The sequence below is a fragment of the Streptomyces sp. 2-1 genome, assembly GCF_048564895.1.
Lineage (GTDB): Bacteria > Actinomycetota > Actinomycetes > Streptomycetales > Streptomycetaceae > Streptomyces > Streptomyces phaeochromogenes.
In genome coordinates, this window is sequence record NZ_CP183383.1 from 9,429,756 (window position 1) to 9,450,274 (window position 20,519).

Genomic DNA, 20,519 nt, shown 5'->3' on the forward strand with positions numbered 1-20,519 from the left:
ACGCTTGTCACTGCGCCTCCCTGGCCAGCTGATCGGCGGCAGGCGTGGGGCCACCGCCCTTGTACGTCACCTGCCACAGCGCGGACTTGGAGTCCGACGTGAAGAAGCCGCGCCCGTAGTCGAGGACGTACAGCGTGCCGTCGGGGCCGAACTTCCAGTCCATGAGGTTCTTGATGCCGTCGTTGCCGATGGGGATGATCTTCTTCAGCGACTCGGCGTGCACCGGAATGCCGCCCTGCCCGGCCGTCTTGGGGTCGAGCAGCACCGCGTGCCGCGGCTGGTCGGCGTCGTAGAAGTCGCCGACGAACCACTTGCCGTCCCAGTACGAGGGCCACTTGGCGTCGCTCGCGGTCGTGGCGTCGTACCGGTAGACCGGCCCGTCCATGGCTGCCTGGCCGCCGCCCTTCAGCCACGGCAGCAGGAACTTCTGGTCCTCCGCCTTGTACGACGGGATGCCGTTGGCGTCACGCGGGAAGTCCGGGCCGCCGCCCTGGGGCGAGTACCAGATGGTGTTCGAGGTGACCGGCGGAAGGTTGACCAGGCCGTCGTTGTTGGGCGACTCGTTCTTCGGCGCGTCGCAGTTGTACCAGCCGAGCGGCTGGTTGGGGTCGGGCAGGTTGCGGTCCCGGTAGGGCTGCTTGTTGCCCATGCAGTACGGCCAGCCGTGATTGCCCGGCTTGGTGATCGCGGCGAACGTGTCGTACTTCGCCGGACCCCAGGTCGTCGACGGCGCCGAGGCGTCCGGGCCGACCCAGCCCGCGTACAGGGTGTCGGTCTTCTTGTCGATGGAGATGCGTGCCGGGTTCCTGACACCCATCACATAGATCTCGCCGCGCGTCTTGCCGCCGCCCTCGGCGGTCTCCTTGCCCGTGAAGAGGTTTCCCTCGGGCAGGGTGTACGTGCCGTCCTGCTCCGGGTGGATGCGCAGGATCTTGCCGTTGAGGTTGTTGGTGTTGCCCGCCGTGCGGCGCGCGTCGGCGAAGGAGACGCCCTTGTAGTTCGGCTGCGGGTTGTTGCCCGAGTAACCGCTGCTGAAGCCACTGGAGTTGTTGTCGCCGGTCGCGATGTAGAGGTTGCCCTTCGAGTCCCACGCCATGCCGCCGCCCGAGTGGCAGCAGCTGTGGATCTGGACCGGCCACTTCAGCAGGACCTTCTCGCTGGCCATGTCCAGCTTGCCCGTGGTCGAGCTGAGGGTGAAGCGGGAGACGTAGCGCTCGGCCATCCGGGTGTCGCGGTTGATCCGGGAGTGGGGCGTGTAGTGCAGATACACCCAGCCGTTCTCCTCGAACCGCGGGTCCAACTCGATGCCCAGCAGGCCCTCTTCGACCTTGATGAGTTCGTCGCCGCCGCCCTTGTTGCCGAAGACGGTGAGCGCGCCGGCCAGCGTGACCTTCTTGGTCTTCGGGTCGTAGACGTGGATCTCGCCCTTGCCCTTGCCGATGTCCGGGTTGTTCCAGTCCGTCACGACGGGCTGCGAGGAGTCGGCGCCGCCCCGGCCGATGTAGAACACGCGGCCGTCGGGCGCGGTGACCAGGCCGTGCGGCTCGCCGATCTGGTCGTTCTGGCCCGGCTGGTTGGGCTGGGTCAGGCGCTCCGCCTTGTAGTTGGCGTTGATCGTGGCCTTGCAGTCGGCCTGCGCGATACGGGTCGTCCAGTTCAGGGCCCCGCGCAGATGGGCGCGGAAGTCCGTCTCGTCGTACGAGGAGACCGTGCCGCCCATGCCGGTGTAGAAGGACCGGCCGCCGTCGTAGTCACGGCACCAGGACACCGGGTGGTCCGCGCCGTTCTTGCTGTCGCCCGGCTGGTACGTCGACTCGCGGACGCGGGCCACGGTGTGCACGTCGCCGGACGGGTTCTTGACCCAGTTCAGCCACTGGTCGGGGCGCTTCCACTGGAGCGGGAGGTCCTTGGTGGCCGGGTGCTGGCGGTCACCGACCTCAACGGTCGCGCGCTGTACGGCCGTTGGGCTGCCGGCCGCCGGACGGGCGCCGACGAGTCCCGAGAACCAGTCCGAGTAGGGCTCGGCGCGGGCCGCGTCATGGATGCCGAGGAAACCGCCGCCCGCCTCCATGTACGCCTCTAGGCCGGACTCCTGCTCCGGTTCGAGGATGTCTCCGCCGCCGGTCAGGAAGACGACGGCGTTGAAGCGGCTCAGCTTCGTGTCGTTGGTGAAGACCGAGGCGTCGTCCGTGGCCGTCACGCTGAACCGTTGTGCCGCAGGCCCCGTCAGACCGATGTCCTCGATCGCCTCGATCCCGGCGTTGACGACGGGCGACTCCTCGCCGTTCGCCGCGGATCCGTGGAAGATCAGCACACGTACGTTGGCGCCGCCGGGCGGCGACTTGATCGACATCGTTGTCAGCGCCGGGTCGGGCGCCTGGCGCGCGCTCGCGGCCGGCCCCGAGAGGACGCCCGCGGTGACGACTCCGGCGGCCAGCGCGGCCGCCCAGCCTCTCCGTCTACCTCTGCTCAACCCTCGTACGGTCAAGGGCTTTTGATGCGGTGTGAACCGCATGTGGTCACCCACCCCTCTGCTTCCTTTAGGGCTCGGTTCGCCGCCGGGGCGCTACAGCCTGGGTCGAGAGCGCGACCGTGCTCGACCCTCCTTCGTCGGGCCTCCGCGCGCTCGCACTCTCGACCCAGGCGCGCCCCTTTGGCTCACTCGCGTCACAGCAACAGCGCCATGGAAGCTAGACCTTTTCGTGGAACTCGCCAATAGGTAGGACCGGGATCGAACGAACTTTGTCCTGAGTGTGGATAAACGGACGCGATGCCACTACCGTCTCCCGGGTTCGTCTCTGTCACTCGGTCCTTCAATTCCGTCAATTCCGTTGATTCCGCACCCAGTTGGGGGAGTTCGGCATGGGCACCACGGACGACATGGACAGACGCGGCCTCAGCCGGCGGATGGTGCTGGGCGGGGCTGCGGTGGCCACGGTCGCGACATCGTTGTCGCTCGTGGCGGCGCAGGACGCCACCTCCGCGGACAGTCCGGTCCGGACCGCGCCCGCGGGCGGCGAGGTGAAGCACCTCAAGCTCTACATCGAGAAACTCGCCGACGGATCGATGGGCTACGGCTTCGAGAAGGGCAAGGCCTCGATCCCCGGCCCGCTGATCGAGCTCAACGAGGGCGACACCGCCCACATCGAGGTCGAGAACACGATGGACGTGGCCGCGAGTCTGCACGTCCACGGCGTGGACTACGAGATCTCCAGCGACGGCACGAAGCTGAGCAGGTCCCAGGTCGAGCCGGGCGACACCCGTACGTACACCTGGCGCACCCACGCCCCCGGCCGCCGCAAGGACGGCACCTGGCGGGCGGGCAGCGCGGGCTACTGGCACTACCACGACCATGTGGTCGGCACCGAACACGGCACGGTCGGCCTCCGCAAGGGCCTCTACGGTCCTGTGATCGTCCGCCGCAAGGGCGACATCCTGCCCGACAAGACGCACACGATCGTCTTCAACGACATGACGATCAACAACAAGCCCGGCCACCAGAGCCCCAACTTCGAGGCCACGGTGGGCGATCGCGTCGAGTTCGTGATGATCACGCACGGCGAGTACTACCACACGTTCCATGTGCACGGTCATCGCTGGGCGGACAACCGCACCGGGCTCCTGACCGGCCCCGACGACCCGAGCCAGGTCATCGACAACAAGATCGTGGGGCCCGCCGACTCGTTCGGCTTCCAGGTCATCGCCGGGGAGGGCGTCGGGGCCGGGGCATGGATGTACCACTGCCACGTCCAGAGCCATTCCGACATGGGGATGGCGGGCCTGTTCCTGGTGAAGAAGACGGACGGGACGATCCCGGGGTACGAGCCCCACGAGCCGCACGAGCACTGACGGCTCCGCCGAAGGGGCCGGTCGGTGTCCGCGGGTTCGATGCGGCCGGCCGCGCGGTTCCTCGCAACCCTTCGGCGGGTCGGCGAGGCGGTTTTCCAGGAACGCACATCCGACCACTTGAACAGGGAGCGCTCTCAATGGCGTGTCGTACGGCGGCTATCCTGATCCGCAAACGCCGCCCTGAGGAGCCCCGAGGTGTCCGAGCAGTCGACAGAGCCCCGCCCGACACTGGAGGCCGTGGCCGCCCGGGCCGGAGTGTCCCGGGCCACCGTGTCGCGTGTCGTCAACGGCGGTGACGGCGTGCGGGAGCCCCTGGTCGAGCGGGTCAGGCAGGCCGTCGAGGAACTCGGCTACGTGCCCAACCAGGCCGCGCGCAGCCTCGTGACCCGGCGGCACGACGCCGTCGCCGTGGTGATCGCCGAACCGGAGACCAAGGTCTTCGCCGACCCCTTCTTCGCGCTTCAGCTCCGGGGCATCAGCAAGGAACTGACGGCTCACGACTCGCAGCTCGTGCTGCTGCTCACGGAGGGACGCGCCGACCACGCGCGCGTGGCCCGCTATCTCGCCGGCGGCCATGTCGACGGCGCGCTCGTCTTCTCCCTGCACCTCGACGACCCGCTGCCCGGCCTCATCCACGGTGTGCCGACGGTGTACGGCGGGCGGCCCGGCTGGATCGACGGTTCGCGTGGCGCGGTGTACGTCGACTGCGACAACCGGGGCGGCGCCCGCGAGGCCGTACGTCATCTCGTCGGGCTGGGCCGCCGGCACATCGGCCACATCACCGGCGCCCTCGACCAGACCTCGGCGGTCGACCGGCTCGACGGCTTCCGGGACGTGATGGTGGACGCCGATCCGAAGCTGATCGCGGAGGGCGACTTCACCCCGGGGGGCGGTGAGCGTGCCATGCGGGAACTCCTGGACCGCTGCCCCGACCTGGACGCGGTGTTCGCCGCCAACGACCTCACGGCGGTGGGCGCCATGCGTGTTCTGCGGGAGCGGGGGCGGCGGGTGCCTGAGGACGTCGCCGTGGTCGGCTTCGACGACATGCTGCCGTTCACCGAGCAGGCCGACCCACCGCTCACGACGGTCCGGCAGGACATAGAGGAGATGGGTCGGCTGATGGCGCGGTTGCTGTTGCGGGGGCTCGAACGGACCTCCGCCGCGGGGGGCTCCGGCGGGTTGGTGGGGGCGCCGTCGAGTGTTGTTCTGCCGACGACGCTGGTTCGGCGGGGCTCGGCTTAGCCGCTCCGCGGAGGGGTGGGTTTTGGGGTGCGGGTCGGTGTGGGTTGCCCGCGCAGTTCCCCGCGCCCCCAAAAACGGGGCCCGGGGAACTGCGTGACCAGCCGCAACGCACCCGCAGATGAGTTGCCGCGCTCCAGACTCGCTTACGACCCGACCGACACCGTGAAGCGGCGTGGGTTGCCGTCGTGGGCTGCGCCCGAGACGTCGGGCTGGCCGTCCGGGCGTACGTCGTCGTACGGGAAGGCGTAGCCGATGGGCGAGTTGGCGTGTACGACGCGCGACCAGTGGTTGACGGCCGAGCCCTTGTAGTAGTCGGCGGTGGTCGTGCCGTTGGGCTGGGTCGGGTGGGTGAGCATGATCGAGCGGTTGAAGCCGGCGGCGAGGCGGGCGAGGAGGGCCTTCTTGTCGTCGGAGTCGCCCGGGTTGTTGGTGAACGGCCCGTGGTTGCAGGTGAAGATGTCCTTCGACGTGGGCTTGGCGAAGGTGTGGCCGCCCGCGAAGGTGAGCGTGTCCCCGCTGACCCGGCCGGTGAGCGTGCCCCGGCCGCCCTGGAGGTCGATCTTCAGGTCGGTCGAGCGGTACTTCGCCCACACCTCGTCGATGTAGCTGTTCCAGAGGTCGCGGAACGGCATCTCGGCGGGCCGGTCGAAGTACGGGGCCATCAGGTTCTGCGGGGAGATCACCCGCAGCACGGAGCCGCCGTCGCCTCGGATCACCAGCTTGTCCCAGGGCTGGCCGTCCCTGGCCGCCTGTGCCGTGAGGTCCGAGGCGATCCTGTCGACCGCGCCGTCGGGCAGGGGCGCCACCGTGTGCGTGGCGTCGCCCTCCAGGGTCAGGCCGATCGGCAGGGCGGTGACCAGGTCGACGTAGCTGATGTTGGCGTACAGCTGCTGGGTGTTGAACGTGAACTCGCAGAACGACCAGGTCTTGCCGTAGTTCGAGTCGCCGGGCGTGGCGAACGCGGGCTCCACGAGCGCGGGGCCCGGGTTGAGGAAGAAGTTGAGCGTGCTGTCCCGGACGAAGTAGACCCGGGCGCCGAACATCTGAGGCAGCGTCAGGACCTTCGGGGCCGAGCCGGCGGCGCCGAGCGGGATGGCGCAGTCGACGGGCAGCGGGGTCTGCGGCGCCGAGGGGGAGGTGGGCCGGTAGACGCTGCCGTCGGCCCGCAGCAGCACCCAGTCGCCCGTCGACTGCTCGTGCCCGGTGACGTACGCGCGGACCGTGCCCGGCAACGAGGTGTTCTTGAGGGCGAGTTCGCAGGTGGCGGGGGCCGCCTCGGCGGTGGGGCTGAGAGCGCTTCCCCAGACGGGGTAGCTCGCGGTGGCTCCGACGGCTGCGGCTCCGGACAGGAACGCTCTGCGTGAGATCACGGAAGTCTCCTGGATGTGGGGGGAGGCAGGGGGATGGGCCGACCCGTGGGGGGATCGACGCCCTGCGGTGCACCACTGTTCCCAGGGGGAGTTGGGGCGTCAAGGGTTATGACTGAGAGCGCTCTCGAAATCTGCTTGCGTTCAGAAGTTGACGGCGAGGGTGACAGCGAAGTCGACGGCGAGGTTGGCGGCCCGGTGGCCGGGTCCTCGTGGGGGCCCGGCCACCGTTCGCCCTGCCGGCCGCGCTGTTGTCAGTCCTGCAGTCACCACTCGTGTTGGAAGTGCTCTGGCCAGTCGTGTGGTCAGCTCTGCGGCTCGCTCTTGATCACCGCGAAGCGCGCCCCGTACGGGTCGGCGAGCTTGGCGATACGGCCGACGCCCTCCACGGACGTGGCAGGCATCCGGACCGTGCCGCCCAACTCCTCTGCCTTGGCTACCAGGGCATCGGTGTCCGCGACTTCGAAGTACGGCAGCCAGTAGGCCCCGGTCTCCTGCTCCGTCGGGTCGTCGGCCAGCGGGACGACACCGCCGAACATGGAGTCCTCGCCGCCCTCCGCGGGGTTCAGGCAGGTGTACGTGCCGCCGGGGAACGGCATGGCCGAGGTCTCCAGGCCCAGTACGGAGTAGTAGAAAGCTGCCGCCGCGGCGATGTCCGGTGTGTAGAGCTCGACCCAGCACAAGGAGCCCGCGTCGCCCGCGATGTCGATGCCGCGAAGCTGGCCCGGCTGCCAGACGCCGAAGGAGACGCCCGCCTTGTCGCTGAAGACGGCCAGTCGGCCCTCCTTCATCACGTCGTCGGGCGGCATGAGCACCTTGCCGCCGGTCCGCTCGACGGCCTTGGCCGTGGCGTCGGCGTCCGGGGTCTGGAAGAACACGTTCCAGGACGGTGGGCCCTGCTCGGGAGAGGTCTGCATGCCGCCGGCGGCGGTCTTCCCCGCCAGTTGGAAGAAGCCGTAACCGCCGGACTCCGGTCCCGCCGACCGGAAGTCCCAGCCGAAGAGGCCGTTGTAGAAGGATGTGGCGCCGTCGATGTCGCTCGTGCCGAGATCGACCCAGTTCGGGGCGCCGGTGACGAAACGGGTGGTGAGCATGTTGCCCTCCTTTGAGGGGTCCCGTTGCCTGCACCCCGAGTCTTGCACCGCGCACTGACAAACGCTGCCGGAGCGCTGCCGCTGGGCTTGGCGGTTCATGGTGCTTACTCTGGGTGATCGGGTGCTGCTTGTGTGGGGTGGGGTGGGGGGAAGGTGCGGGTCTGTGAGGGCTCGGCGCGCAGTTCCCCGCGCCCCTTTGGGGCGCGCCGCCGTGCGGACCGCCCGCTCCGGGCCACATCATGGGGTCAGTGCGTTCATCACTGGAGCCGGTCGTGGTGTGCCGGGGCTCGGCATTGATCCGGCGTTGATCGAACGTTTTTCGGTGCGCGGCACGATCCTGGGCATGCACAACGACACCATTGCCGCGCCCGACCTCTCCTGGCAGGAACAGGCACTGTGCGCCCAGACCGGATCCGAGTTCTTCTTTCCCGAGCCGGGCAGTTCGGTGCGTGAGGCGAAGCGCATCTGCGGACTGTGCGAGATACGCTCCGCCTGCCTCGAATACGCGCTCGACCACGACGAACGCTTCGGCGTCTGGGGCGGCCTCTCCGAGAAGGAGCGGCTCAGTCTCCGCCGCACGCAGGACCAGCAGCAGCACCAGCAGCAGTACTGACGGCGGCGCCCGTCATTCGTACGTCACCGTGAACCGTTCCGTCCCGGCCGGTACCCGCACGTCCTGGCCCGTCACCTCCAGGTCCCGCCCGTCGGCGGACGCCGCCCGCACCCGGCCGAACCCGCACGGATAAACGAACCGCACCCCGTCCGGAGCCTCCGTGATGTCGATGCTCACGGTTCGCCCGGCCGGATCGTGCGCGAGCCGGTATCCGAACGGCTCCCCGAAGAGCGTGGGCGCCGCCTCCACCGCGACCTCTTCGCCCTCCGGCACCCAGTGCGGACGTACGCCCGGCGCGATGTAGAGATGCGGATCGCGGTCCTCGTCCGCCTCGAAGAAGAGGATGTCGCGGATCAGCAGCAGATACTCGGCCGCCGCCCAGCCGTGCGGGATGTCGCCCATGTACCAGGGTCGGTACGGGACTTCGGTGAAGTCCGAGGCGACCGGGAAGGCGTGCTGCTCGTTCCACGCGCCAAGTGCCGCCACCCGGCCCGCCGTTCGGGGGAAGCCCGCGCCGACCGTCCAGCCGAGCAGCGCGTCCATCCGGGCGGGATCGCCCGCCAGCAGATACGCGTGCGCCAACTGCAGCGTCAGATAGGGCCCGTACGCGTTCCAGGCAGCCTCGTGGCGATAGCCGCCGGTGACGAAGTGCGCGTACATCGGGTCCAGGGTGGAGCGGGCGGCCCGGTCGACCTCCTCGCCCAGCTTGCTGCCCATGTGCAGGCGCAGCGGGTGGAAGTAGGCGGCCGTGCCGATCATCGTGGAGTCGAGCCGCCCGACGTCGGCGGGCCCGGTCGGGATGTATGTCTCCCAGGCACCGCGAGCACGCTGCTCGGCCAGCACCCAGCGGATCGAGTCGCCGGTGGCGCGTTTCAAGTCGTCGAAGGCGGCCCAGAGTTCGGGGACTTCGGGTGCGTCGATCCGTTCCGCGAGGCGCGCCGCCTCGTACAGTCCGGCGAGGCCCCAGAGGTCGTCCCAGTAGTGCGGCTTGTCGCGTCCGCCGAGGTGCTCGGCGCTCCAGCCGCTGTGCAACAGCCCGTACCCGTCACGGTTGTCGCGGAGCCAGCGGGCCGCGTCGCGTACATACGGGACGTACAACTTCGCCCCGAACGCGGCCTGTCGGCCGATGGTGCGGTCGAACCGGCCGATCGCCCAGAGCGCCTGGCCGTTGCTGTCCCACTCGCGGTCGTCCTTCTCGTGCGGGCCGCCGTAGAAGCCGTACTCGGCGCAGGGGCCGATCCGGCCGGTGCCCCGGTTGAACCGCAGCGGGTAGTGCGTGCCCAACTGGTGCTCGGCCAGGGCCGAATCACCGACCAGCGAGCAGGCCGTGGCCTCCACCGACGAGTCGCGGATCCAGAACGAGTCGTAGACCGTCGGGCCCGGATGGATCTCCCCGTGGTCGGAGAGAATCAGCAGCTGCGACCGCGACTGCCGGAAGAGGTCCGTCAGATGGCCGACCGGGGAAGGCAGTTGGGGCTGGAGTCCCTGACCCAGCAGTTTCGCCGCCCAGAAGTCCCGGTTGGCGGACTCCAGTTCAGTTGCCGGCGTTCCCTTCAGCTCCGCCAGATCGTCGGCTCCGGCGTACAGGTCGACCGGTAGCCGTACGTCGAGTTCGAAGACCTCGTCCGCGGTGACCCGGAACGGCCAGGCGAACACGGCACTGCACAGCCCTGCCACCTGGTCCTGCGCGTCCAGGGCGCCGTTCAGCTTCCCGCCCGTCACCAGGTCGTGGAACGGGCTGTGCGCCAGATACGTGTCCGGATCGAAGGAGGAGTCCGGGTTGCCGTACACGCCGTACTGCTCGGGCGGGGTGTCGAAGACCGGCCCCCACCCCGAGTTGGTCTCCACGCGCTGTTCGTCCGGCAGATGACGCAGGTAGGTCAGTCGCCGGTCGGTGACCTGACGGCCGTTGCGGTCGTGCCGCTGGAAGCCGGTCGGCCCCGCGGGCATGACCGCCGCGCACAGCAGTCCCTCGCGCGGCTGCCCGGTCGGACTGCTCACCGTCACCCTCGACATCACCAGGTCCCGCTGCCGCGTGCCGACGGGTGCGGCGAAGGTGCGCTGCACGAACTCGACGTCCTCCGGCGTACGGAACGTCGTGAGGACGACCGGTAAGTGCGGTGCCTCCATGCGCTGTTCGACGCTTCCGTCGTCCGGGAGCTGGGGCAGCCGCAGCGTGCCCGTCGCCGGATCGTGCAGGAAGAACGAGAGACAGTACTTGTCGTAGACCGGCTCGATCTCGCCGGCCTGCCCGATCAGTGACTCCTGCCGGTGGTCCTTGACCCCGACCATGTGCCAGTAGCGGTACAGGGCGTTGGAGGCGAAGGCCGCCTCCTTCGAGTCGTACGTGCCGGCGTCGAAGTCGTCGCTCCAGCGCCGGAAGGCCTGCTGCGCCCACCAGGGAACGGGATACGGAACCTGCCTTTTGCCCGCCCAGCCGCGCCACATGACCTCGTAGAACATCCACTCATGGGTCTGTGCCATGGTGTGTCACCCCCTCCGGGCACCGTTGCACCGCGAGGGCGACCCGTAAATGCGTACGGCACACGGTTAAATGCGTACGGCGGACGGTCGGGGCACGATGGGCTGCTTTCGGCTTCGCGGCCGGCCTCATCGGCAATTCGGCGCGCACCACGGTCCCCGGCAGGCACAATCCACCCCATGGTCCACACCCCGCGGCACCAGGCCGAGAGCCTGCTGAACGCCCTCGACCCACTTCCGTACCCCTTGCGCATGCGCGAACTCGCCGCTCGCACACGGGAATTGAAGGAGACGCGCCCGCTGCTGGACGAGCTCGAATCGCGCGGCGCCTACGAGCGGGGGCTCGCTGTCGTCGCCGCGTCCGTCGCAGGGGACACCGAGTGGATCGCGGCGCGCATCGCCGATCCGGACTCCTTCGTGCGCGGGCACGCCCTGCGCACCGCCGACAGTCTCCAAGTGCCGGACTCCGCCTACGAGTCGGCGCTCACCGATGCGCCCGAGGTGATACGTCGTCAGCTGCTGCGTGCTGTTGTTGCTGGCCGGCGTACCGCGCTGGCGGACCGGCTCGTCGACGGGGTGCGGGCGGAATGGGGCGACGAGGAGGCGGCTCGGCTGCTGCCCGGGTGCTCCCCGGAGACGGTGGCCCGGCTGCTGCCCGCGCTGCTGCACGCCGTACAGGGCTCGAAGTCCCTCGGCCGACGGCACCCCGGGGCCCTGCTGGACGTGGCGGAGCGTGAGTTGAGGACCCTGCCGGAGTCGCTTCGCGACGCCTGGTGGCAGCGGTACACCCAGGCCGTCGTCGTCACCGTGACCGCCGAGCCACTGCGTGTGCTGGAGCTGATCGAGCGTCTCGGGCCCTCCCGGATCCCGGCTCAACTCCTCGACCAGGTGGGCGCGTTCGCCGCCGTCGCGCCGGAACGCGTGCTCCGGCTGCTGATCTCGGACCGCTTCCCCTCCTACATCGGCGCGCGCAGTCGCTCGCTGCAACGCAGGCTGGCCCGATCCGAGGCGGAGGAACTCGCCGTCCACGGGCGGATGCTGGCCGCGTCGGGTGGCCTCGCACCGCTCCTCCAGGCACTGCCGCCCGCTCGTCGGCACGCCTTCTACACGGCGTCGACGGCGGGCCGGGGCGTGGGCGGTACCACCGTGGACGCGGTCATCCTCGAGGCGCTGCCCCGCAGTTGCGTGGCCGAGGAGGCCCGGCGGATGGCCGCCGCGGCACGCGAGCGCGGAGAGACGTGGGACACCGTGCTGCTCGCCGAATCCTTCCTCCCCGTCGACGAGGTACGGGAGCGGCTCGTCGAGGCCACGCGCCGTCCCGCGGCCGAAGACCGGGCGCTGGCCTGGCCGTTGCTGATCCGCAACGCCGCCCGCTCCGGCGACTCCGCGGCCGTCACCTCCGTACTGGAGGAGTCGGCCAGGCTGCGCAACGAACAGGACCTTGTGCGGCTGCCCGCCCTGAACGCGATGTCCCGCACCCCGCCCGCCCTGTTCACCGAGGACGCCGAGCCGCACCTCGACCGGATCACCGCCGACGCCGTCGAGGCCCGGGACTCCTCGCACCAGACCCGGGGCAACCTCAGCGAGCTCGCCCTGTCCGTGCTCCGGGAGCACGCGGCGGGCGGATCACGGGAGTTGGTGAACTGGGCACTGCGCACACTCGTCCGGATCTCCGGCAACACCGGACGCGCCGACCTGGGCCGACTCGACGAGAAGCTGCGACGCGGCCAGGAACACCAGGTGTACGAGGCACTGCGGCCGTGGATCGAGGCGGGCGCCGAGAAGTCCGACTACAGCCTCGCCTTCTCGCTCGCCCGGGCCGTGGGACGTCGCGCCGCGGGCATGCCCGAACTGCAGGAACTGCTGGGGCAGGCCGTGAGGTTCGGAAGCGACAGCACCGTGCGCGACGCAGGCGAGCTGTGGCTGGAACCGCCCGCCACCCGCGACGAACGGGTCGCGCGCATCCTCTCGCTCGAACCCTCGGCGGGAACACTGTGGCCGGTCCTGGACGTGATCACCCGGCGCCGCACCGACCTCCTCGACGTGCTCCTCGCGGACACCCCGCCGTACGGGCGTTTCCTCACCAAGGGCAGCCCGTGGACCGTGCCCGTGGGCCACGACGTACGGCGCTGGCTGCCACGTCAACAGGAGGCCGTGGCCCGGCAGTTGGCCGACCAGGCCGCCGATGCCGGGCTGCCGTCGTACACGCGGGTGGCCGCCATCGCGCAGGGCGCGCGGATTCCGGGCGCGGGCATCGGACTCGTACGCGACTGGACCGGCTCGTCGGACGTCGTGCTCGCGGAGGCCGCGCTCGGCGCGCTCGCCCACACCGACCGTCCGGGCGACGCACTGCCCGAACTCCTCGCGCACGCCGGGAACGACCGTGCCCGCGTCGCCGTGTACGCGGCCACACGGGCATCCCGGCACGTGGCGCCTTCGCGACTCGTGGGACAGCTGCGCGAGGTCCTGCTCGGCCCGGGCGTCAAGGTGACCAGCCGAAAGGAGGCCGCCCGTCTCGCCGCCGCCCGGCTCCCGATACCGGTGGCCGCGGGGCTCCTCGCCGAGGCGTACGAGCGGCCCGGTGCCCATCTCGACGTCCGGGCCGCGTGTGTCGCCTTCGCGGGAGCGCTGCTCACCGAGGAGAGCGTCTGGACGCTCCTGGGTGACGCGTCGGGTGCCGAGCCAGTGCTCCGCGCTGCCGTCCTGCGTGTCTCGCCGCTCGACCTGCCGGAACGGCACCGCGCGCGGTACGCCCGTCTCGTCCGTGACGTGTGCGCGACCGACGACCCGGCGACGGCGACCCTCGCCTTCGCCGCCCTGTCCCACTGGGCACCCTGGTCCCCGGACGCCCCCACCGTCCTGGCCTCGGCCACGGCGGACCTGTCGAACCGCACGAGCTGGCGGGCGGCGGGGCAGGGTCTCGTGGTCGCGGCGGCAGGAGCGGCCGGGGGAGCGGGGGGCCTGCGGGAGGCTCTGCGCGTACTGGCCGAGGCGGAGGCGGAATCCGAGCCCGAAACCGAGGCCAGTGCCAACGCTTTCGCCGCCGACGCCGAACCCCGTCGCGACCGCCCCGCCCGCCAACGGGTCGACTACCTCGTCGCCCGGCTCGCCCAGCAGGCCAGGACAGCCGCCGGGCCCGTCCGGGAAGCGGCCCTAGGAGCCGGTGAGCTGCTCGCGAGCTATGACGGATTCGTACCGCAGGCCGCCACCATCGCGGCGTTCCATCTCGACCTCGACGCGGAGGCGGAGCAGGTCGACACGGCCCTGGACCGGCTGGCCGCGCTGACGGCAGGCCGGCCGGTGCTCGCTGCCCGCACCGCCACGGAGCTCGCCGCCAGGCTCCGCCGGACGCAGGAGGGCGACGCCGAGACCCTGCTCGGCGCCGCCCGACGGCTGACTGTCCACGGCGGCCACAGCGAGGGACTGCTCGCTACGGCGATCACGGCCACAATCGGCACCCGCACGGGCTGGGCACCTGCGTGGCGGGCCCAGCTGAGGACCCTGCGCCGCCACCCGCACCCCGACGTGCGGGACGCGGCACTGGCGCAGATGACGGCGTACGAGTGAGCCCCGCGTCCCATCAGGGGCGCGGGGCTGTGTCGATATGCGGCTCCTCCGCGTGGGCGCGATCAGCCCTCGACGAGCCGCGGCTGAAGGATCAGCCCGAGCCGATCGGTCAGACGGCCGCGGCGCGCGCCGCCATCCGCGCCTTGCGAGCCGCGAGCTTCTCGTCGAACTTCGAGGCCTCGGCGTCGAGCCCGCCCATGTAGAGACCGAGCTCTTCCTGGGCCTTGAGGCCCTCGGGGCCCAGGCCGTCGATCTGCAGGACCCTGAGGTGACGCAGCACCGGCATCAGCACGTCGTCGTGGTGGATCCGCATGTTGTAGACCTCGCCGATCGCCATCTGCGCGGCGGCCCGCTCGAAGCCGGGCATGCCGTGTCCGGGCATCCGGAACTGGACGATGACGTCCCGCACGGCCTGCATGGTCAGGTCCGGGGCGAGCTCGAACGCGGCCTTGAGGAGGTTGCGGTAGAAGACCATGTGCAGGTTCTCGTCGGTCGCGATGCGCGCCAGCATGCGGTCGCAGACGGGGTCGCCCGACTGGTGGCCGGTGTTGCGGTGCGACACGCGGGTCGCGAGCTCCTGGAAGGCGACATACGCGACGGAGTGCAGCATCGAGTGGCGGTTGTCCGACTCGAAGCCCTCGCTCATGTGCTGCATACGGAAGGCTTCCAGCTTGTCCGGGTCCACGGCGCGCGACGCGAGCAGGTAGTCGCGCATCACGATGCCGTGCCGGCCCTCCTCCGCGGTCCAGCGGTGCACCCAGGTGCCCCAGGCGCCGTCGCGGCCGAAGAGGGAAGCGATTTCGTGGTGGTAGCTGGGCAGGTTGTCCTCGGTGAGGAGGTTCACGACCAGCGCGATTCGGCCGAGCTCGGTGACCTTGGACTGTTCCTTGTCCCAGGCCTCGCCGTCCTCGAAGATGCCGGGGAAGTTGCGGGCGTCGGACCAGGGCACGTACTCGTGCGGCATCCAGTCCTTGGCGACCTTCAGGTGACGGTTGAGTTCGGTCTCCACCACTTCTTCCAGCGCGAACAGCAGCCGTGCGTCGGTCCAGTCGGAGGACGGGCTGCCGAGATGGGGAGAAGTGATCGTCACGGGGGCTCCAGGGGGGACGTAAATGCTGAGCGTTCACACAACCTACGGCATCGTAGGCTACGTATCCGTAGGTTACGATGCCGTAGGTTAAGCGCGACGTAAAGGGCCCTGATCAGCAAGAATCTCTTCGTAGATCGACAAGGGCGGTCTACCGGAGTCGCCCATCTGGCGGACACGCAGGTCCCAGGGGGCGAACAGGCGTCCTGGCCGGTCGTTCAGGCGTACAGCCCCCTGAGCCGGACCGAGAGGCAAGTCACACAGCCTTCGAGCTTCTCGAACTCGCTGATGTCGACGAGGACGGGCTCGTGGCCGAGATCGGCGTAGAGCTCGGCGGTCTTGGGCGCGCTGGCCGCCATCAGCAGCTTGCCGCCGCCGAGGAGCACCACGTGGGCGCCCGACTCCTCCGGCACCCCGAGGAAGCGCGGGAAGATCGACGGGGTGTCCACCAGGGGCTCGTGCCCGACGACCGTGCCGTCCGGGAGCGCGGTGACGGCCGATTTCAGGTGCAGCACCTTGCTCACCGGTACGGCGACGACTCGGGCGCCGAGCGGTTCGAAGGCGGCCCGCAGCTGCTGAATGCCGGCCCCGTTGGTCCGTCCGCCCCGGCCGACGTAGATCGTGTCGCCGACCTTCAGGACGTCGCCGCCGTCGAGCGTGCCCGGCTCCCACACCCAGTTCACCGAGCAGCCGAGCCGTGCGACGGTCTCCTCGACCCCGGTGGTCTCGCCGCGCCGCGACTCCGCGCCGGAGCGGCCGATCAGGGCCACGTTGCGGTAGACGACCACCGCGTCCTCCACGAACACGGAGTCCGGGCAGTCGTCGGCGGGGTCGACCTCGACGGTCTCCCAGCCGTGCGTACGCAGCGCCTCCGCGTAGGCCTCCCACTGTTCGGCCGCCAGCTCGACGTCGACCTTCGTGCGCTCGATGTGCGTGACCAGACCCTCGGCCAGGCGGGGGCTCGGGCGGCGGATGAGGGCTTTCTGGCTGGGCACGTGCGTTTCTCCGTCTCGGCCGGGTGTGTCCCCGCACATCATGCAGCCCATGCCGGAGTCGCAACAGCCCCCTGGGGTGCGGGGCTGGAGAGGGGATTGTGGCGGGTGTGTCCGTATCCGCACTCCCTCCCGCGACCGATCGCCCCCATGCCCCCCTTCGGAGTCCTATCCCACGAACCGCCGCAGGTGCTCCGCCGTGAACGACCCCTCCGCGTCCAGAAGCTGCCCGGGCGTCCCCTCGAAGACGACCCGCCCACCGTCCTTGCCGCCGTCGGGCCCCAGGTCGATGACCCAGTCGGCGTGGGCGACGACATCGAGGTTGTGCTCGACGACCAGGACCGTGTTGCCCGCGTCGACCAGCCGGTCGAGGAGAGCGAGCAGTCCGTCGACGTCCGACATGTGCAGGCCGGTGGTCGGCTCGTCGAGGACGTACACCGCCCCCGTCCTGTGGAGCCGGGTCGCGAGTTTGATGCGCTGCCGCTCCCCGCCGGAGAGCGTGGACAGTGGCTGACCGAGCGTCAGATACGTGAGCCCCACGTCCCGTAGAGCCCGCAGACGGCGGCGTACGCCCGAGTCCTCGAAGAAGCCCAGGGCCTGATCGGCCGTCATCTCCAGTACGTCCACGATGGAGTTGCCGCCCACGGTCAGCCGCAGCACCTCGTCCTTGAAGCGCCGCCCCTCGCAGTCGGGGCAGGTCGTCGTCACCGGGTCCATGAACGCGAGGTCCGTGTAGCTGACCCCGCGCCCCTGACAAGTCCCGCACGCCCCATCGGAGTTGAAGCTGAACAGGCCCGGCTCCACGCCCGTCTCCCGCGCGAAGATCTTCCGTACGGTGTCCATGACGCCGAGGTACGTCGCCGGAGTGGACCGCGCCGAGATGCCGATGGACGACTGGTCGACGACCACGGCGTCCGGGTGCGCGGCCGTGAACTCCTTCGAGACGAGCGTGCTCTTTCCCGAACCGGCGACACCGGTCACCGCGGTCAGCACACCCGTGGGGAACTCGACCGTCACATCCCGCAGGTTGTGCAGGCCGGCGCCCTTCACCCAGAGCCCGCCGGTGGCCGTCCGCGTCCGCCGCTTCACCTCGGTGCGGCGCCGCAGACAGCGGCCCGTCGGGGTGTCGGCCGAGGCCAGCTCGCCGGGCGTCCCCTCGAACACGACCCGGCCGCCGTCCGCCCCGGCCCGAGGCCCCATGTCGACGATGTGGTCGGCGAGGGCGATGACGTCCGGATCGTGCTCGACGACCAGCACGGTGTTCCCCTTGTCCCGCAGCCGCAGCAGCAGGTCCCCGAGCCGCCCCACGTCACGCGGGTGCAGTCCGACGCTCGGCTCGTCGAAGATGTACGTCATCCCGGTCAGGCTCGACCCGAGGTGGCGCACCATCTTCAGCCGCTGCCCCTCCCCGCCGGACAGCGTCTGGGTCTCCCGGTCCAGGCTGAGATAGCCGAGCCCGATCGCCTCGATCCGCTCCAGCGAGGCCACGGCGGCGGCCGCGACCGGTGTGGCGACCGGGTCGTCGATGTCCTTGAGTACGGGGATCAGGTCGCTGATCTGCATCCGGGTGCAGTCGGCGATGGACAGGCCGGGCCGCCCGGCGGGCCCAGCGGCGATCCGGGTGGCGAGCGCCGCCTCGTTCAGCCGCGCGCCACGGCACGCCGGGCAGAGCCCCTCCGTCATATAGCCCTGCACCTGGTCGCGCGTCTTCTGGCTGAGCGCGGACAGGTCCCGCTTGAGATACAGCCGCTCGAAACGGTCGGCGAGCCCTTCGTAGTCGGTGTTCCAGGTGCCGCCCGAGCCGCTGATGGTGACCTTGCTGCCGGGCCGCCCGCGCAGCAGGAACTCCCGCTCGGCCGTGGTGAATTCACGTACGGGCCGGTGCGGGTCCAGTTCGGTGGTGTTCGTGTACCCCTGCCCCTGCCAGGTTCCCGCGGCGAACGGCGGGAAGAGGATCGCGCCGTCGGCCAGGGACAGGTCCGGGTCCAGGATGCGGTCCCAGTCGGGCCGGACCGTGCGCCCGAGGCCGTCGCACTCGGGGCACATCCCCGACGGATCGTTGAACGAGTACGCGGTGGCCGGGCCCGCGCTCGGACTGCCGTGCCGCGAGAACAGCACCCGGATCACCGAGTACACGTCAGTCATCGTGCCCACCGTCGACCGGGAGTGGCCGCCGACCGGCTTCTGGTCGACGACGATCGCGGGCGAGAGGTCCTCGATGGCCTCCGCGTGCGGTCGCTCGTACTTCGGCAGCCGGTTGCGGACGAACCAGGTGAAGGTCTCGTTCAGCTGGCGCTGCGACTCGACCGCGATCGTGTCGAAGACGACCGACGACTTGCCCGACCCCGACACCCCGGTGAAGACCGTGAGCCGGCCCTTCGGGATGCGCAGGGTCACGTCCTGGAGGTTGTTCTCCCGGGCCCCGACCACCCGGATGAACGAGTGCGTACCGGAAACGGGCTGGTCAGGGCCGGTGGCGGGCTGATGTGTACCGGTGGTCAACTGGCTCATACCGCCGAAGCTAGCCTGGATACCCGACAGCTTCTGGCGTGATTTCCTTGAGTTCTCCTCCTTCCAGGAGCAGCCAGCGGGTGATCCCGATGGACTCCAGGAACGGCACGTCGTGGCTGGCCACGATCAGCGCTCCCTCGTACGACTCCAGGGCCGTGGTGAGCTGCCGCACGCTCGCCATGTCGAGGTTGTTGGTCGGCTCGTCCAGCATCAGCACCTGCGGCGCGGGCTCGGCGAGCATCAGTGCGGCCAGCGCCGCCCGGAAGCGTTCGCCGCCGGAGAGCGTCGCCGCCCGCTGGTCGGCCCGCGCACCCCGGAACAGGAAGCGGGCCAGGCGTGCCCGGACCCGGTTGTTGGTGGCGCCGGGCGAGAACCGGGCCACGTTCTCGGCGACCGTCAGCTCGTCGTCGAGCACGTCGAGCCGCTGCGGCAGGAAACGCAGGGGCACATGTGCCCGTGCCTCTCCGGAGACCGGTTCCAGCTCCCCGGCGATCGTCCGCAGCAGAGTCGTCTTGCCCGACCCGTTGCGCCCGATCAGCGCGACCCGCTCCGGCCCGCGCAGATCGAAGCTGCCCACACTCGCGCCGTACGCCAACTCCAGGTCCAGGAGCGTCAGTACGTTCCGGCCCGGCGGCACGGCCGTGTACGGCAGGTCGACGCGGATCTCGTCGTCGTCCCGCACCGCGTCCACGGCGTCGTCGAGGCGCTCCTTCGCCTCGGCGAGCTTCTCCTCGTGCATGATCCGGTGCTTGCCCGCGGACTCCTGGGCGGCCCGTTTGCGGGCACCCATGACGATCTTCGGCTCGCGCTTCTGCTCGAACATCTTCTGCCCGTACTTCTTGCGCCGGGCCAACTTGACCTGTGCCTCGGCCAGTTCACGCTTCTGCTTCTTCAGATCGGACTCGGCGACGCGCACCATGCGCTCGGCCGCCTCCTGCTCGGTGGCGAGCGCCTCCTCGTACGCCGAGTAGTTGCCGCCGTACCAGGTCACCTCGCCGGAACGCAGATCGGCGATCTGGTCGACCAGGTCCAGGAGTTCACGGTCGTGGCTGACCACGACCATGACTCCGGACCAGGCCTCGACGGCCGCGTACAGCCGTCGGCGTGCGTACAGGTCGAGGTTGTTGGTGGGCTCGTCGAGGAGGAGGACGTCGGGCCGGCGCAGCAGCAGCGCGGCCAGCCGTAGCAGGACCGACTCGCCGCCCGAGACCTCGCCGATGGTGCGGTCCAACTCGATGTGGCCGAGGCCGAGTTCGCCGAGGGTGGCGACGGCTCGCTCCTCCACGTCCCAGTCGTCGCCCACGACGTCGAAGTGCGCCTCGGACACGTCGCCCGCCTCGATGGCGTGCAGCGCGGCCCGCTTGTCGGCGATGTCCAGCGCCTCGTCGACCCGCAGACCGGTGTCCAGGGTGACGTTCTGCGGCAGATAGCCGACCTCGCCCGCGACACGCACGGTGCCGTCGGCCGGGGTCAGTTGCCCGGCGATCAGCTTCAACAGGGTTGATTTCCCTGATCCGTTGACGCCGACGAGCCCGGTTCTGCCGGGTCCGAAGGCCACCTGCAGATCGTCGAAGACGGAGGTGCTGTCCGGCCAGGCGAAGGAAAGGGAGGTACAGGTGATGGAGGTGGGGAAGGTTGACATACGCGCCTCGCGGTACTTGATGCGGTCAGGGCAACGCGTATCGAGACACCGGGGCGGCGACGACGGCCGGGAGG

The 20,519-nt window shown here is 70.1% G+C and carries 12 protein-coding genes; 4 read left to right on the top strand and 8 right to left on the bottom strand.

Annotated elements, in window-relative coordinates; translation table 11 throughout:
• Positions 1 to 7: 7 nt before the first annotated feature.
• Positions 8 to 2,515: a ThuA domain-containing protein gene (locus tag ACN20J_RS41370; protein ID WP_419669047.1), complete on the bottom strand. Its 2,508-nt coding sequence runs from the start codon at positions 2,513 to 2,515 to the stop codon at positions 8 to 10.
• A 365-nt stretch (positions 2,516 to 2,880) separates the two neighbouring features.
• Here ACN20J_RS41370 and ACN20J_RS41375 point away from each other — a divergent pair, with 365 nt between their 5' ends.
• Both ACN20J_RS41375 and ACN20J_RS41380 read left to right on the top strand, forming a co-directional pair.
• A complete protein-coding gene (locus ACN20J_RS41375; RefSeq protein ID WP_055614771.1) occupies positions 2,881 to 3,849 on the top strand; it encodes a multicopper oxidase domain-containing protein in 969 nt (322 codons plus the stop codon).
• A gap of 195 nt (positions 3,850 to 4,044) precedes the next feature.
• Positions 4,045 to 5,091, top strand: coding sequence for a LacI family DNA-binding transcriptional regulator (locus tag ACN20J_RS41380; RefSeq protein ID WP_419667943.1), 1,047 nt, complete (start codon positions 4,045 to 4,047; stop codon positions 5,089 to 5,091).
• 143 nt (positions 5,092 to 5,234) lie between these two features.
• Here the strand turns inward: ACN20J_RS41380 and ACN20J_RS41385 are convergent, their stop codons facing one another.
• Positions 5,235 to 6,461: a glycoside hydrolase family 64 protein gene (locus ACN20J_RS41385; RefSeq protein WP_190227380.1), complete on the bottom strand. Its 1,227-nt coding sequence runs from the start codon at positions 6,459 to 6,461 to the stop codon at positions 5,235 to 5,237.
• Between the two features lie 302 nt (positions 6,462 to 6,763).
• Positions 6,764 to 7,552, bottom strand: a complete 789-nt coding sequence (locus tag ACN20J_RS41390) for a VOC family protein (protein ID WP_361919763.1) — start codon at positions 7,550 to 7,552, stop codon at positions 6,764 to 6,766.
• A gap of 343 nt (positions 7,553 to 7,895) precedes the next feature.
• Between ACN20J_RS41390 and ACN20J_RS41395 the strand changes: the two genes are divergently transcribed.
• Positions 7,896 to 8,165, top strand: a complete 270-nt coding sequence (locus ACN20J_RS41395; protein WP_190227651.1) for a WhiB family transcriptional regulator — start codon at positions 7,896 to 7,898, stop codon at positions 8,163 to 8,165.
• Between the two features lie 12 nt (positions 8,166 to 8,177).
• Here the strand turns inward: ACN20J_RS41395 and ACN20J_RS41400 are convergent, their stop codons facing one another.
• A complete protein-coding gene (locus tag ACN20J_RS41400) occupies positions 8,178 to 10,649 on the bottom strand; it encodes a hypothetical protein (protein ID WP_419667944.1) in 2,472 nt (823 codons plus the stop codon).
• Between the two features lie 177 nt (positions 10,650 to 10,826).
• Between ACN20J_RS41400 and ACN20J_RS41405 the strand changes: the two genes are divergently transcribed.
• A complete protein-coding gene (locus ACN20J_RS41405; protein ID WP_419667945.1) occupies positions 10,827 to 14,213 on the top strand; it encodes a hypothetical protein in 3,387 nt (1,128 codons plus the stop codon).
• A gap of 109 nt (positions 14,214 to 14,322) precedes the next feature.
• Here the strand turns inward: ACN20J_RS41405 and ACN20J_RS41410 are convergent, their stop codons facing one another.
• The 4 genes from ACN20J_RS41410 to ACN20J_RS41425 form a co-directional block, all read right to left on the bottom strand.
• Positions 14,323 to 15,303, bottom strand: coding sequence for an acyl-ACP desaturase (locus tag ACN20J_RS41410; RefSeq protein WP_190227383.1), 981 nt, complete (start codon positions 15,301 to 15,303; stop codon positions 14,323 to 14,325).
• Between the two features lie 215 nt (positions 15,304 to 15,518).
• Entirely contained in the window at positions 15,519 to 16,295 is a 777-nt protein-coding gene (ddaH, locus tag ACN20J_RS41415; RefSeq protein WP_055614707.1) for a dimethylargininase, read from the bottom strand.
• Between the two features lie 165 nt (positions 16,296 to 16,460).
• The gene (locus tag ACN20J_RS41420) at positions 16,461 to 18,803 is read right to left on the bottom strand and encodes an ATP-binding cassette domain-containing protein (RefSeq protein WP_419667946.1); all 2,343 of its coding nucleotides are present in this window, start codon (positions 18,801 to 18,803) and stop codon (positions 16,461 to 16,463) included.
• 10 nt (positions 18,804 to 18,813) lie between these two features.
• Positions 18,814 to 20,445: an ABC-F family ATP-binding cassette domain-containing protein gene (locus tag ACN20J_RS41425; RefSeq protein ID WP_419667947.1), complete on the bottom strand. Its 1,632-nt coding sequence runs from the start codon at positions 20,443 to 20,445 to the stop codon at positions 18,814 to 18,816.
• Between the last annotated feature and the right edge of the window lie 74 nt (positions 20,446 to 20,519).